The sequence below is a fragment of the Xanthomonas sp. NCPPB 1132 genome, from assembly GCF_056629235.1.
On sequence record NZ_CM152819.1, the window covers coordinates 1,067,135 to 1,080,942 of the forward strand.

Annotated in this window: 11 protein-coding genes; 8 read left to right on the forward strand and 3 right to left on the reverse strand. The window is 69.4% G+C overall.

The window, feature by feature from the left end; translation table 11 throughout:
• The 3 genes from AC1G9L_RS04655 to AC1G9L_RS04665 all read right to left on the reverse strand — a co-directional run bounded on the left by AC1G9L_RS04655 (position 1) and on the right by AC1G9L_RS04665 (position 3,319).
• Positions 1-1,365, reverse strand: a complete 1,365-nt coding sequence (locus tag AC1G9L_RS04655; protein ID WP_019801447.1) for a DUF2252 family protein — start codon at positions 1,363-1,365, stop codon at positions 1-3.
• A 78-nt stretch (positions 1,366-1,443) separates the two neighbouring features.
• Entirely contained in the window at positions 1,444-2,643 is a 1,200-nt protein-coding gene (locus AC1G9L_RS04660) for an acetyltransferase domain-containing protein (protein ID WP_481070371.1), read from the reverse strand.
• A gap of 220 nt (positions 2,644-2,863) precedes the next feature.
• The gene (locus AC1G9L_RS04665; protein ID WP_010341927.1) at positions 2,864-3,319 is read right to left on the reverse strand and encodes a nucleoside deaminase; all 456 of its coding nucleotides are present in this window, start codon (positions 3,317-3,319) and stop codon (positions 2,864-2,866) included.
• A gap of 111 nt (positions 3,320-3,430) precedes the next feature.
• On the opposite strand from AC1G9L_RS04665, the gene ubiE reads away from it, so the two are divergent.
• The 8 genes from ubiE (at position 3,431) to AC1G9L_RS04705 (ending at position 13,746) form a co-directional block, all read left to right on the forward strand.
• Positions 3,431-4,192 (forward strand): bifunctional demethylmenaquinone methyltransferase/2-methoxy-6-polyprenyl-1,4-benzoquinol methylase UbiE, encoded by a 762-nt coding sequence (gene ubiE / locus AC1G9L_RS04670; RefSeq protein ID WP_019801478.1) that lies wholly within the window; start codon positions 3,431-3,433, stop codon positions 4,190-4,192.
• A 356-nt stretch (positions 4,193-4,548) separates the two neighbouring features.
• Positions 4,549-6,489, forward strand: a complete 1,941-nt coding sequence (locus AC1G9L_RS04675; protein WP_019801477.1) for a leukotriene A4 hydrolase C-terminal domain-containing protein — start codon at positions 4,549-4,551, stop codon at positions 6,487-6,489.
• Positions 6,490-6,907: 418 nt separating this feature from the next.
• Entirely contained in the window at positions 6,908-7,258 is a 351-nt protein-coding gene (locus AC1G9L_RS04680) for a cupin domain-containing protein (RefSeq protein WP_019801476.1), read from the forward strand.
• Between the two features lie 33 nt (positions 7,259-7,291).
• Positions 7,292-8,275 (forward strand): alpha/beta fold hydrolase, encoded by a 984-nt coding sequence (locus AC1G9L_RS04685; protein ID WP_481070372.1) that lies wholly within the window; start codon positions 7,292-7,294, stop codon positions 8,273-8,275.
• The gene (locus tag AC1G9L_RS04690) at positions 8,272-8,991 is read left to right on the forward strand and encodes a hypothetical protein (protein WP_017910020.1); all 720 of its coding nucleotides are present in this window, start codon (positions 8,272-8,274) and stop codon (positions 8,989-8,991) included. Before AC1G9L_RS04685 ends, AC1G9L_RS04690 begins: the two co-directional genes overlap by 4 nt.
• Before the next feature lie 5 nt (positions 8,992-8,996).
• On the forward strand, positions 8,997-9,635 hold the full coding sequence (locus tag AC1G9L_RS04695) for an HAD-IA family hydrolase (protein WP_019801473.1): 639 nt from the start codon (positions 8,997-8,999) through the stop codon (positions 9,633-9,635).
• A 350-nt stretch (positions 9,636-9,985) separates the two neighbouring features.
• Positions 9,986-12,001, forward strand: a complete 2,016-nt coding sequence (locus AC1G9L_RS04700) for a methanol/ethanol family PQQ-dependent dehydrogenase (protein WP_481070373.1) — start codon at positions 9,986-9,988, stop codon at positions 11,999-12,001.
• Between the two features lie 38 nt (positions 12,002-12,039).
• Positions 12,040-13,746, forward strand: a complete 1,707-nt coding sequence (locus AC1G9L_RS04705) for a quinoprotein dehydrogenase-associated putative ABC transporter substrate-binding protein (protein ID WP_481070374.1) — start codon at positions 12,040-12,042, stop codon at positions 13,744-13,746.
• The last annotated feature ends 62 nt before the right edge of the window (positions 13,747-13,808 follow it).

The window sequence follows — 13,808 nt, forward strand, 5'->3', positions numbered from 1 at the left end:
TCAATACAGCGGCGTGCCCGCCTTGTACGCGGCCACGAACGACTGCCAATCCAACTGCACCTGCGCGGCGTAGTCGAACGCGAACTGGCGCAGTTCCGATTTCAGCCCGCTCTTGCTGGTGGCCGCCTGGTCGATCTGCTTGTCGATGCTGTAGGGCACCACGTTCGGGTCGTAGTCCTGGTCGGCCAGGGCGTGCGCCGAGGCCAGGGCCTGGCCCAGGTAGGTGGCGGCGGTGGCGAGCTTGCCGGCGCTGTCCAGCGCGGTCGGGTCCAGGTCCTGCTGGAACGGCGACTTCTCGTGCACGTAGAACGGGGTGCCGTTGACGCTGGCGTAGCCGACCAGCACGTCGGCGTCGATGGTCTGCGCCTTGGCGGTGCGCGCCACCCGCGCGCCCTCGTTGTTGTCGTAGGTGGAGGCCGGCATCTGCGACGGCGCCGCCACCGCGACCACGCTGGCCGCTTCCTGCTTCCACTCCAGGATCACGTCGTCGCTGGTCGACGCGCTCGGGCCTTCGATCAGCACGTACAGGCGCAGGCGGCCGAGACTGCCGGTGCCCGAACCCAGCTTCTGGCGCACGTCCTTGATGGTGTAGTAGCTGGACGCATAGCGCTTGGAGGCGGCGATCGAGCCGATGTAGCCATTCATCGCCGCGGCCACCGCCGAGGCAGTGCTGGTGTCCACCGCGACCAAGTTGTCCAGGTCCTGGAACTGGCGCTTGCCGCCGTTGACCACCGTGTACTTGGACAGCAGGCTGCTGCGGCTCTTGCCGTCGGCGCTGTCGATGATCTTGGCCACCGCGCCACTGGTGTTGCGCTTGCTCAGCTGGAAGCTCGCTTCGGCGTCGCTGCCGCGGAAGTCGGCGATCTTGTCCAGGTAGGCGCCGACCATGGTGTCGATGGCGTCGCCGATGTCGCTGTCGGACAGGCCGTTGTCGCGGCCGGCCAGGACCATGCTCGCGGCCAGCCGGCGCAGGTCCCACACGTACTGGCCGAGGTGGCCTTCGTCGAAGTCGGCGACCTTGAACACCGCCTTGCCGCTGCTGTCGCGCGCCGCATCGAAGTTGCCGAGGTGGGTGTCGCCGCCGAGCCAGGTGTAGCCGGTCTGCGGCGAGGTCCACAGCGATTCCGGCAGGGTCGTCATGTCCTGGTAGAAGATGTGGTCGGTGCCGCGGTAGAAGGCGTAGGCGCTGGTGGCCATGGTCGCCATCTTGGTGTCCAGCTCGGCACGCTGCGCGGCGTAGGGATGGTTGTAGTCGTGGATCTGCTGCACCACCCAGGCGTTGCGCTTGCTCGCCGCCGTCGCGCCACTGGCGCATGCGGCAAGGGTCAGGCCGATCAGCAGCAACTGCGGCAGGCGGGTGGACATCGCAGGTCTCCAGGCGCGGACGAATGAACCTGCAGTCGACCACGCGTGCATTGCACGCAGATGAACCGCCCATCGCTCCTAGAAGTAGCGCAGCCAGGCCTGGTCGCGGCGCCGCGCCTTGAGCCGCGCGAACGCGGCGGTGGGCCAGTACAGGGCCAGCCCCAGCGCCGCGGCGATCGCCCACAGCGCGGCCACGCTGTCCACGCCGAACACGGCGCCGTGGTTGGCGCCCCACAGCGCCAGCGCGGCCAGATAGGCGAGCTTGAGCACGTACAGATGCAGCAGGTAGAAGAACATCGGTGCCGCGCCGATCGCCGCCAGTGGCGCCAGCGTGCGCGCCACGGCGGGGTGTTCGTACAGGCGCAGCAACAGCAGGCCCACGCCCAGGGTCAGCAGCAGGAACTGCAGCGACGGCGGGTACTTGGTGACGTTGAAGAAGCTCATCGCGGTATGCGCGAGGTCGTCCTGCGCCTGCCAGGGCGCATCGCCGTAGCCGTTGTGCCAGCGCAGCAGGTGGAAGCCGGCCAGCGCGCCCAGCCCCCAGGCCAGCAGGCGCTGCTGGCGTTGCGCCGGGTCGGTGGCGGCGCCGTACCAGGGGCCGGCGGCATAGCCGAGCGCGATCACCCCGATCCACGGCAGCACCGGATACGAGGTGCGCAGGCGCAGCTCGCCCAGTTCCAGCCAGCGCCGGTCGTGCAGCACCGCCCAGGCGGCCGCGAGCGGGCCGTCGCCCTGCACCTGCACGGCGTCCAGCAGGTGATGGCCGGCAACCAGCGCCGCGCCCAGCAGGGCCAGCGCCGGCCGCGGCAGCCACAGCAACGCGGCCAGCGCGAGCATGCTCAGGCCGATCGCCCAGATCACCTGCAGGTACAGCGCCTGCGGCGGGAAGGCGCCGCTCCAGGCCAGGTTGACCAGGGTCAGCTCCAGCACGATCAGGAACAGGCCGCGCTTGAGCAGGAAACGGGCGGCCGCCGCGCGCCCGTCGGCCTGCCTGGACGCGTACAGCCAGGCCGACAGGCCGGTGAGGAACACGAACACCGGCGCACACAGGTGGGCGAGGGTGCGCGCGACGAACAGCGCCGGCGCCGTGCCTTCCACCTGCATCGGGTCACCGACCGGGTGGTGCAGATAGAAGGTCTCGCGCACGTGGTCGAGCAGCATCAGCAGCATCACCGTGCCGCGCAGCAAATCGATCGAGGCCAGGCGTGTGTTGGCCGTGGCAGCGGCGGGCAGGGCGAAGGATGCGGGCGCGGCGGAAACGGAAGCAGCGGGCGGCATGCGTGACGGCGAGTGTCGAATATTGAAACAATATAACACTTGCGCGTCGGGCGCCGGCCGCGTGCGCCGTCGCGACCGGGGTGTCACGCGAAGCGATGGCCCGTCGAGCCGACGGCGCCCGCAGGCAGGGCGCGGGTGCGTGCCCCTTGGCGACGCGGGCACCTGTCCGCGGATCGCGTCGTCAGGCCGCCGCGCCTGCACCGGCGCGGCGGCGTAAGGCTCAGTCCTCGCCGATGTCCTCGTTCCACACGTCCGGGTGCGCGGCGATGAAGCCGCCGAGCAGGTCGATGCATTCCTGGCTGTGCAGGTCGATGACCTCCACGCCGCTCTCGCGCAGCCAGTCGATGCCGCCCTGGAAGGTCACCGATTCGCCGACCACCACCGTGCCGATGTTGAACTGCCGCACCAGGCCGCTGCAGTACCAGCACGGCGCCAGGGTGGTGACCATGATGGTGTCCTTGTAGCGGCGCTGGCGGCCGGCCTTGCGGAAGGCGTCGGTCTCGCCGTGCACGGACGGGTCCCCCTCCTGCACGCGGCGGTTGTGGCCGCAGCCGAGCAGGCGGCCGTCGCGGTGGTACAGGGCGGCGCCGATCGGGATGCCGCCCTCGGCCAGGCCCTGGCGGGCTTCGGCGATGGCGGTGTCGAGCAGGGCGCGGTAGTCGGGCGTGGTCAGCATGGCAGGGCCGGGGGAAGGGAGTGGCCGGCAGTCTGGCCCAGGCGGCCGGCGGCTGTCATCCCGGGCGGCGCTTCACCGGCACGCGGCGGCCGGCAGTGCGATAATCCCGGCATGAGCGAATCCCCCTACAAGACCGGTACCACCCATTTCGGCTTCCGCGACGTCGCCGCCAAGGACAAGCAGAAGCTGGTCGGCGAGGTCTTCACCTCGGTCGCCGGCAACTACGATCTGATGAACGACCTGATGAGCATGGGCATCCATCGGGTCTGGAAGCGCTATTTCGTCGCCACCGCGCAGGTCAAGCCGGGCGACCGCGTGCTCGACCTGGCCGGCGGCACCGGCGACATCGCCGCGCTGCTGAAGGACCGGGTCGGCGCCGACGGCGAGATCGTGCTGGGCGACATCAACGCCGGCATGCTCTCGGTGGGCCGCGACCGCCTCACCAACCGCGGCCTGGTCGCGGGCCTGGACTACGTGCAGTGCAACGCCGAGGCGCTGCCGTTCCCGGACCAGAGCTTCGACCTGGTGACCATCGCCTTCGGCCTGCGCAACGTCACCGACAAGGACGCGGCGCTGCGCGAGATGTACCGCGTGCTCAAGGTCGGCGGCCAGGCGCGGGTGCTGGAGTTCTCCGAAGTCACCGCCGACTGGTTCAAGCCGCTGTACGACTTCCATTCGTTCAAGGTGCTGCCGCGCCTGGGCAAGCTGTTCGCCAGGGACGCCGACAGCTATCAGTACCTGGCCGAGAGCATCCGCAAGCATCCGCCGCAGGACGCGCTGAAGGGGATGATGGAAGAGGCCGGCTTCGCCCGCAGCCACTACAAGAATCTCACCGGTGGGATTGTGGCGATCCATTCGGGCTATAGGATTTAGAGCCGGGATTGGGGATTCGGGATTGGGGATTCGCAAAGACGGGCGATCGGGTGCTGACTGATCGCGGCGCTGTGTCGTCCTTGTGGGAGGGACTTCAGTCCCGACGCGCGGTCCGACGGTGCCGACGCAAGCATCCGCCGCAGAAAGCCGGGATTGGGGAATCGGGATTGGGGAATAGCAAGAGCAGGCGATCGGTTGCTGACCGATCGTGGGGCTGTGCTGTCCTTGTGGGAGGGACTTCAGTCCGACGCGCGGTCCGGCAGTGTGCGCCGCACTGCCGTTGCGAATCCCGACTCCCGAATCCCGAATCCCGGCCTTCCGGTAGACTGCGAGTTTTCCTCGAACCGGTTACTGCCATGCGTTCCCCGTTCCTGTTGTTGTCCCTGGCCGCGATGGTCGCGTCCGGGTGTTCCCGTGAAGCACCTGCGCCCGATGCGGCCGCACCTGCCGCCAAGCCGGCGCCCGCCGCGGCCAAGCCGGCCGACCGCAGTCACGACGAGACCTCCTTCGCCGAGCCGTCCAAGGTCGTGATCAAGGATCTGGCGCTGGATCTGAAGCTGGATTTCGACAGCAAGCAGATCGGCGGCACCGCCACCTACACGCTGGACTGGAAGGACAAGAGCGCCAAACAACTGGTGCTGGATACGCGCGACCTGACCATCGAGAAGGTGCAGGCCGACGACGGCAAGGGCCAGCAGGCGCCGCTGCAGTACGCGCTGGCACCGGCCGACAAGATCTACGGCAGCAAGCTGACCATCGAGGCGCCGACCCAGCCGCAGACGATCAGCATCACCTACCACACCGCACCGACCGCCTCGGGCCTGCAGTGGCTGGAGCCGTCGATGACCGAGGGCAAGAAGCTGCCCTTCATGTTCAGCCAGTCGCAGGCGATCCACGCGCGTTCGTGGGTGCCGCTGCAGGACACGCCGAGCGTGCGTTTCACCTACAGCGCGCACGTGGTCTCGCGTCCGGACGTGATGGTGCTGATGAGCGCCGACAACGATCCCAAGGCGGTGCGCAACGGCGACTACCGCTTCAAGATGCCGCAGCCGATCCCGTCCTACCTGCTGGCGATCGCCGCCGGCGACCTGGTGTTCAAGCCGATCTCCGCGCGCTCGGGCGTGTGGGCCGAGCCGGCGATGGTCGACAAGGCGGCCAAGGAGTTCGAGGACACCGAGAAGATGATCGTGGCCGCGGAGACGCTGTACGGCCCGTACCGCTGGGGCCGCTACGACATGCTGGTGCTGCCGCCCTCGTTCCCGTTCGGCGGCATGGAGAATCCGCGCCTGACCTTCGCCACCCCGACGGTGATCGTCGGCGACAAGTCGCTGGTGTCGCTGATCGCGCACGAACTGGCGCATAGCTGGTCCGGCAACCTGGTGACCAACGCCAGTTGGAAGGACATCTGGCTCAACGAAGGCTTCACCACCTACGTGCAGGCGCGCATCACCGAGGCGCTGTACGGCCCCGAAGCGGCGGAGATGGAGCGCGAGATCGACCAGACCGATCTGCTGGCCGAACTGAAGGGCATGAGCCCGGCCGACCAGGCGCTGGCGCTGCCGGCGCTGACCGAGCGCGATCCGGACGAGGCGCTGAGCCAGGTCGCCTACGTCAAGGGCGCATGGTTCCTGCAGTTCCTGGAGCAGCGCTTCGGTCGCGACACCTTCGATCCGTTCCTGCGCGGCTGGTTCGACGACCACGCGTTCCAGAGCGCCAACACCGACCAGTTCGTCGAGTACCTGAAGACCCATCTGCTGTCGAAGAAGCCGAACGCGGTGACCGCGCAGGAGCTGCATGCGTGGCTGGACGAGCCGGGCATTCCGGCGTTCGCGCAGAAGGCGCGTTCGCGTAACTTCGCCATGGTCGACACCGCCCGCATCGCCTGGAGCGGCAGCGGCACGCTGCCGGGCAAGCAGGTGACCGATGCGTGGAGCACCCAGGAATGGACGCGCTTCCTCAGCGGCCTGGGCGACAAGCTCACCCCGGTGCAGCTCAAGCAGCTCGACGACGCCTACCACTTCACCGGCACCGCCAACGGCGAGATCGCCATGCGCTGGTATCCGCTGGCGATCCGCAGCGGCTACCTGGACGCGCGCCCGGCCGCCGGCGGGTTCATCGCCCGCGTTGGCCGCCGCAAGCTGATCCTGCCGATCTACGCCGAACTGGTGAAGACGCCGGACGGGCTGGCCTTCGCCGAGGAGGTGTTCGCCAAGGCCAAGCCCGGCTACCACCCGATCACCACGGTGTCGGTGCAGGAGATGCTGGACAAGGCCAAGGCCGGCAACACCGCGCACTGACGCGCGTCTGCTGCTGAAGACCGCGCACACGGCGCCGGGAGCGATCCCGGCGCCGTGTGCGTTTGCGAGGCCTGCATGATGCGGCGGGCGCGCCATGCGAAAGCGGTGATCGCTGCAGCAGTTCGCTGCGCGCACGTTGCGCCAGATGCGCATGTGCGGCATCGCTTGCGCGTCCTGCACGACGCGCGTCTGCCCAGGGCGGCGTTAACGAATTCCACACATGCCGCGGCTCGCGCGCAGCGACCCGTTGCCACGCATTCGCGATATCCTCGGCAGTCCCGATGGTCCCCGGTCCATGCGCGCATGACCCCGTTCGCCACCGCCTCCCTGCTCTCCGCTGCAAGCGCCATCGCCACGGCAGGACAGTGCCGATGCCGATGCGAGCGGAATCGCCTGCGCGTGTCGAGGCGCTGCTGAGATGAGCGACGCGCATCCACTGTCCGGTTCCCTGCTGGCCGCGCTGCCCGATGCGCGCGGTGGCGAAATCTTCACCGAGCTGCTGCGGCGCTCCGGTTGCCGCGTCGAGCGCATCGTCTCGCACGGGCAGACCACGCCGCAGGACACGCCCTATGTGCAGGCGCACGACGAATGGGTGCTGCTGTTGCGCGGCAGCGCGCGGGTGGCGCTGCGCGAGCGCGAGGTCGCGCTGGTGCCGGGCGATCATCTGTTCATCCCGGCCGATACGCCGCATTGGGTGACCTTCACCGATCCCGGGCAGCCGACCGTGTGGCTGGCCCTCCATCTCGGCGAAGCCGACGTGGTGGTGTGAGCGCATGATCCGTCTCCGCCTTCCGGTGTCGCCATGCTGGTGCTGACGATGGCCTGGCTGCTGCTGGCCGGCGTCCTGCTGCTGGTGGCCGCGCTGGTGGGCGTGGTGCTGGTGCTGCGCGATCCGTTCCTGCTGGTGCGCCTGGAGAGCCTGCGCCAGCGCCGCGGCAGCGGGCTGCAGCGGCGCCAGGCGCAGGTCGCCGGACACAGCTGGACCTATCTGGTGCGCGCCGCGGCCGATCCCGCCGCGCCGACCCTGCTGCTGGTGCACGGCTTCACCGGCAGCAAGGAGAACTGGCTGCCGCTGGCGCGCGCGCTGGGCACGCGCTATCACCTGGTGATCCCGGATCTGCCCGGATGGGCCGAGAGCCAGCGCATCGCCGGGCAGGACTACGGTTTCGTCGCGCAGGCCGAGCGCGTGGCCGCGTTCGCGGTGCAGTGCGCGCGCCGTGCGGGCAGCGACTGCGTGCTGCTCGGGCATTCGATGGGCGGCGGCATCGCCGCGCTGGCCGCGGCGCGCCATCCCACCGTGTTCGACCGGGTTGGCCTGTTCAACGCCGCCGGCGTGCGCTTCGCCGACAATGTCTTCGGCCAGGCGGTGCTGGACGGGCACAATCCGTTCGCGGTGCACGATGCCGCATCGCTGCAGCGCTACATCGACACCGTGTTCCTGCTCGAGCGCGCCAAGCCGCACATCCCGCGCTGGGCGGTGCCGGCGGTGGTGGCCTGGCGCCGCCGCGAGGCCGCGTTCGAGCAGCAGGTACTGGCGCGCATCGGCCGCGGCGAGGAGGCGTTCCTGCCGTTCGAGGAGGCCGCGCGCATTCGCCAGCCGGCGCTGCTGCTGAACTGCGTGCAGGACGCGGTGATCGACGCCAGCGCGCTGGCGCTGTACGCGCAACGCCTGCCGCAGGCGATCCAGGTGCTGCTGGATGGCAGCGGCCACATGTCCATCGTCGAAAAGCCCGCCGAGGTCGCGCAGGCCATCGACGCCCTGATCCAACGAGGAACCCCACGATGAAACGCATCCTGCTCGGCGCGCTGTGCGCCGTCGCCCTGGCCGCTTGCGGCGATCACGAAGCCGAGCGCAAGGCGCAGGCCGCGGCCGAAGCGCAGGCCAAGGCGCAGGCGGCCGACGACCTGGCCAAGCAGTACGACGCCGCGGTGAAATCCGGCAACTGGGACCTGGCGCGGATCCATGGCGCGGCACTGCTGCAGCAGTATCCCGGGTCGGACGCGGCCGAACGCATCCAGCCCGGCTATGCCGAGGTCAAGGCCAAGGGCGAGGCGGCGCGCGAGCTGCGGCGCATGCAGGCGGCCTGGCAGTACTCGCAGGTGCCGGCCGGCAAGGGCGTGCAGCGCTCGGCGATGCTGTACAGCCGCGACAAGGTCGATGTGGACGGCAGCGGGCCCAAGCCGGTGCAACTGGTATTCCGCGACCACCCGGAATGGAAGCGCAGTGCCTACCTGGTGCTGCAGTCCGGCGATTTCCGCTGCGCCGGCGGCTGCAAGGTGGAACTGAAGGCCGACGACGCGCCGCCACACGCGGCGGCGGCCTGGCGGCCCAAGACCGACGAAGCCATCGCCATGTTCATCAGCGACGACAAGGCGCTGTGGAAGCTGGCACGCAAGACCACGGTGCTGCAGATCACCTTCCCGGTGAAGGCCGGCGGCACCCGCACCGCGGTGTTCGAGACCGGCGGCCTGGACGGCGCACAGATGCCGGGCTGGGATTGAGCGCGATGCACGCCGCCACGCCGCCGTCGGCGCAAGCCCTGCGTCAGGTCCGCCACTGGGTGTTCGACATGGACGGCACGCTGACCCGCGCCGTGCACGATTTCGCGCTGATCCGCCGCGAACTGCAGATCCCGCCGCAGGCCGACATCCTGCAGCACCTGGCGGCGTTGCCGGACGCGCAGCGCGCCAGCAAGCACGCCTGGCTGCTGGAGCACGAGCGGGTGCTGGCCCAGGAGGCCACCGCGGCCAACGGCGCGCCGGCGCTGCTGCGCACCCTGCGTGCGGCCGATTGTCGGCTGGCGGTGCTGACCCGCAACGCGCGGGAGCTGGCGCAACTGACCCTGGAGGAGATCGAGGTCGACGATCTGTTCGAGGAGGTGACCATCCTCGGTCGCGACGAGGCGCCGCCCAAGCCGCATCCCGGCGGCCTGCTGCAATTGGCCGAGCACTGGGGCGTGGCCCCGCAGGCGCTGGCGATGGTCGGCGATCACGCCTACGACCTGCAGTGCGGGCGCCACGCCGGTGCGACGACTGTGCTGTTGCATCCGGACAACCCCTGGCCGGCGCTGGCCGACCTGCATTTCGCCGATTGCGCCGCGCTGCTGGCGTGGTGGCAGGACGGCGTCGGGCCGCAGCCGCACTGACCGCGCGCCGCGGCGGCTGACGGCTGACGGCTGCCGCAGCCTCACTTCCCCTGCCGTGCCTCCACGCACGGGCCTGGGTGGCGCAGGGTGTGCCACGGAGGCGCGTGCTCACACTGCGCCACCGGCGATGCAACGACGTGGCACAAAGTGTCACGTTCTCGAGACGCCCGCGGACGCCTGGATGGACACCTTCAGGGTGGCGCATGGCGTCGTGATCCGCACGTAAGGGATGTTGCATCGCAGCGCTGCGATGGCATGGACGTTGCTCGCATACACCCACGCTTCAGGTTCCGTGGCACACGCCGACAAAGGTGCAGCTGTCGCGGCTCTTCAACGAGGGGAGTAGAACGATGCACAGTCATTCACGTCGTACCCAGGCTTGTACGTTGCTCGCGCTGGCCACTGCGTTGGCGCTGGCGGGTTGCAAGAAGCAGGAAGAGGCCCCGGCCCCAGCCGCACCGGCGGCCGCCGCACAGCAACCGCCGGCCGCTGCGCCGGCCGCGGTTGCCGATACCGACAGCGAGTTCGCCACCAATGCCGCCAACCCCGACAACTGGGGTGGCATCGGTCGCGACTTCGGCCTGAACCGGCACAGCCCGCTGGCCGAGATCAATCGCGACAACGTCAAGAACCTGAAGATGTCGTGGGAGATGAAGACCGACGCCACCCGCGGCCACGAAGGCCAGCCGCTGGTGATCGGCAGCACCATGTACATGGTCAGCGCCTATCCGAACAACGTGTTCGCCATCGACCTGTCGCAGGAAGACAACGGCAAGGTGCTGTGGAAGTACACCCCGCAGCAGGACGAGCGTGCGGTGGCGGTGGCCTGCTGCGACACGGTCAACCGCGGCGCCTCCTATGCCGACGGCAAGGTGGTGTTCGGCAGCCTCAGCGGCGACGTGATCGCGCTCGATGCCAAGACCGGCAAGGAAGTGTGGAAGCAGAAGCTCGCCTATCCGGAGAAGGGCGAGACCATCACCATGGCCCCGATCATCGCCGACGGCAAGGTCGTGGCCGGCATCAGCGGCAACGAGTTCGGCGTGCGTGGGCGTGTCGCCGCGTACGCGTTGGCCGACGGCAAGCAGGCCTGGTCCTGCGAGGCCACCGGCACCGACAAGGACATCTGCCTCGGCCCGGACTTCAACAAGGCCAATCCGCAGCACGGTCAGCTCGGCGACCTCGGCCAGAAGACTTATCCCGACGAAGGCTGGAAGCGCGGCGGCGGCGCGGCGTGGGGCTGGTACAGCTACGACCCGAAACTCAAGCTGGTCTACTACGGCACCGGCAATCCCGGCCTGTGGAGTCCGTCGTACCGCTGCGGCAAGACCACGCAGAAGGAATGCGACACCGGCGAGTACGACAACAAGTGGTCGATGACCCTGTTCGCGCGCAAGATCGACACCGGCGAGGCGGTGTGGGGCTACCAGAAGACCCCGTTCGACCAGTGGGACTACGACGGCATCAACGAGCCCATCCTGGTCGACCTGACCATCGACGGCAAGCAGGTGCCCTCGGTGGTGCAGTTCGACCGCAACGGCTTTGCCTACGTGCTCGACCGCCGCGACGGCACCCTGCTGCGCGCCAACAAGTTCGTGCCGGCCAACTGGGCCGAGCGCATCGACATGAAGACCGGGCGCCCGGTCAAGGTCGCGGCGCATTCGCCGCTGGAGCGCGGCCGCAAGGTCGAGGCGTTCCCGTCGGCGATGGGCGGCAAGGACCAGCAGCCGTGCTCGGTGGATCCGGCCCACTCGGCGGTGTTCTTCTGCGGCACCAACAACTGGCACATGGAGCTGGATCCGCAGGAGCGCGGCAACACCATGATGGGCCTGCCGTACGTGTTCGCCAACGTGCTGATGAAGCCGAACGAGCCCGGCGCGCTGGGCATCGTCAAGGCGTTCGACGTGGTCGAAGGCAAGTCCAAGTGGGAGATCAAGGAGAAGTTCCCGGTGTGGAGCGGTACCCTGGTCACCGATGGCGGGCTGGTGTTCTACGGCACGCTGGACGGCTGGTTCCGCGCGGTGGACAAGGACACCGGCAAGAAGCTGTGGGAGACCAAGCTGCCCTCGGGCATCATCGGCAACCCGATCGCCTACAAGGCCAACGGCCACCAGTACGTGGCGGTGTTCTCGGGCATCGGCGGCTGGATCGGCCTGCCGGTCGCCGCCGGCCTGGACCCGGGCGATCCGTACGGCGCATTGGGTGCGGCGGGCCTGGCCTTCAGCAATGGCTTCGACAAGATTCCGTTGGGCGGCATGGTGCATACCTTCCGCATCGACGGCGCCGGCAAGACCGTCACGCCTACCACGACCGCCACCGCGGCCGCGGGCGGCGGCAGCGCGGCGGTCGCCGCCAAGACGGTGCGATGAGCCGGCGGCGCCGCGTCCAGGGTGCGAGCGGGGGCCGCATGGCGCCCGTCTCGCGGCGCCTGCCTGCGGGCGCGCGCGCCGTGTTGCTGTTGTGCAGCCTCGGACTCGTCGCCGCAGGCTGCACGCGCGAGCCGTCGTCCGCGACGGCTCGCGCTCCTGCTGCCCCGCCCGCCGCTGCGGCGCCGGCCTCCGCCGCGCCCGCCACGACGCTGCCGGCTGATGCGCCGGTGCTGCGGGTCTGCGCCGATCCCGGCAACATGCCGTTGTCCGATCGCGCAGGCGAGGGCTTCCAGAACAAGATCGCTCAGGTGGTGGCCGCGGAGATGGGCCGGCGCCTGGAGTACGAGTGGCGCAGCTACTACCAGCGCGGCCTGGCGCGCAGCACGATCAACGCCGGGCGCTGCGACGTGCTGATGGACATGAACAGCGATTTCGAAATGGGCCTGCCCACGCGCCCGCTGTATCGCTCCACCTATGTGCTGGTCACACGCAAGGGCCTGGATCTGCGCCCGGCGTCGCTGGACGATCCGGTGCTGAAGAAACTCAAGGTCGGCGTGTTCCAGAGTTCGCCGGCGCGGCAGGCGCTGTTCGACCATGGCGTGCAGGGCGAGGTGCAATACCTGTTCTACGACTCGGCCAGCGCGCCGCAGGAGCATCCCGGCAAGCTCGCCGAGCAGGTCGCCGCCGGCAAGCTCGATGCCGCCGAATCCTGGGGGCCGGTGGCCGGCTACTACGCCGCGCGCGGCGGCCTCGGCGTGGTGCCGCTGAACGTCATCGACAACGAGGTGCTGGAGTATTCGATGGCGTGGGCGGTGTCGCGCAAGAACGCGGACCTGCGCGATGCGCTGAACGCGGCGATGCAGCGCAGTGCCGGCAAGATCGATGCGATCCTGCGCGACTATCACGTGCCGCTGGTGGCCTGCGCCGATTGCATCGTTGCCGGCGACCTGCGCTCGCACGGTCCCTATGCGGTGCCCGACGACCAGGACGACACGCCGAGCGCGCAGGCCTCCTCGGACATGCTGGCGCAATTGCAGCTGCGCATCGCCGGCGGTGCCGATCCCAACGAGGAACTGGCGCACGCGCTGGATGCCGGCGATGGTGTGCGCGTGGCCTGGCTGCTGCGCCATGGCGCCAGCGCCGACACGCCCAACCAGCTCGGCGAGCCGCCGCTGCAGCAGGCGATCCGCAACCAGGCGCCGCTGCTGGTCGGCGAACTGCTGGCCGCCGGCGCCAAGGTCGAAAACCGCGACAGCAATGGCTGGACGCCGCTGATGAAGGCGGCCTGGTCCAACGATGGCAAGAGTGTCGCGCAGTTGCTGGCGCATCGTGCCAAGGTCGAGGCGGTGTCCGCCGACGGCTGGACGCCGCTGGACCTGGCCATCTCCTACGCCGATGCCGACGTGGTGCAGGCGCTGCTCGACGCCGGCGCCAGTGTGCGCCACGCCAATCCGGCCGGCTTCACCCCGGTGATGTTTGCGGTGGCGCGCAACGAGCCGAAGATCCTCGACCTGCTGCTCAAGCGCGGCGCCGAGCCCGACCGCGCGAACCGCGCCGGCGTCACTCCCTTGATGCTGGCTGCCGCCGCCGGTCGCGAGGACAGCGCCCGGCGTCTGCTAGCCGCCGGCGCCAGCGCCGATGCGCGCGACGCCGACGGCAAGACGCCCGCGGCGCTGGCCCAGCAACGCGGCAATGCCGAACTCGCCCACCTGTTGACGGAGGCCCAGCACCGACGCACGCAATGACCGCTTCCTGTCGTCCCGCACATGCCGCCCGCGCGGCCTGCTCTTCCCATCGTGCACTCCGC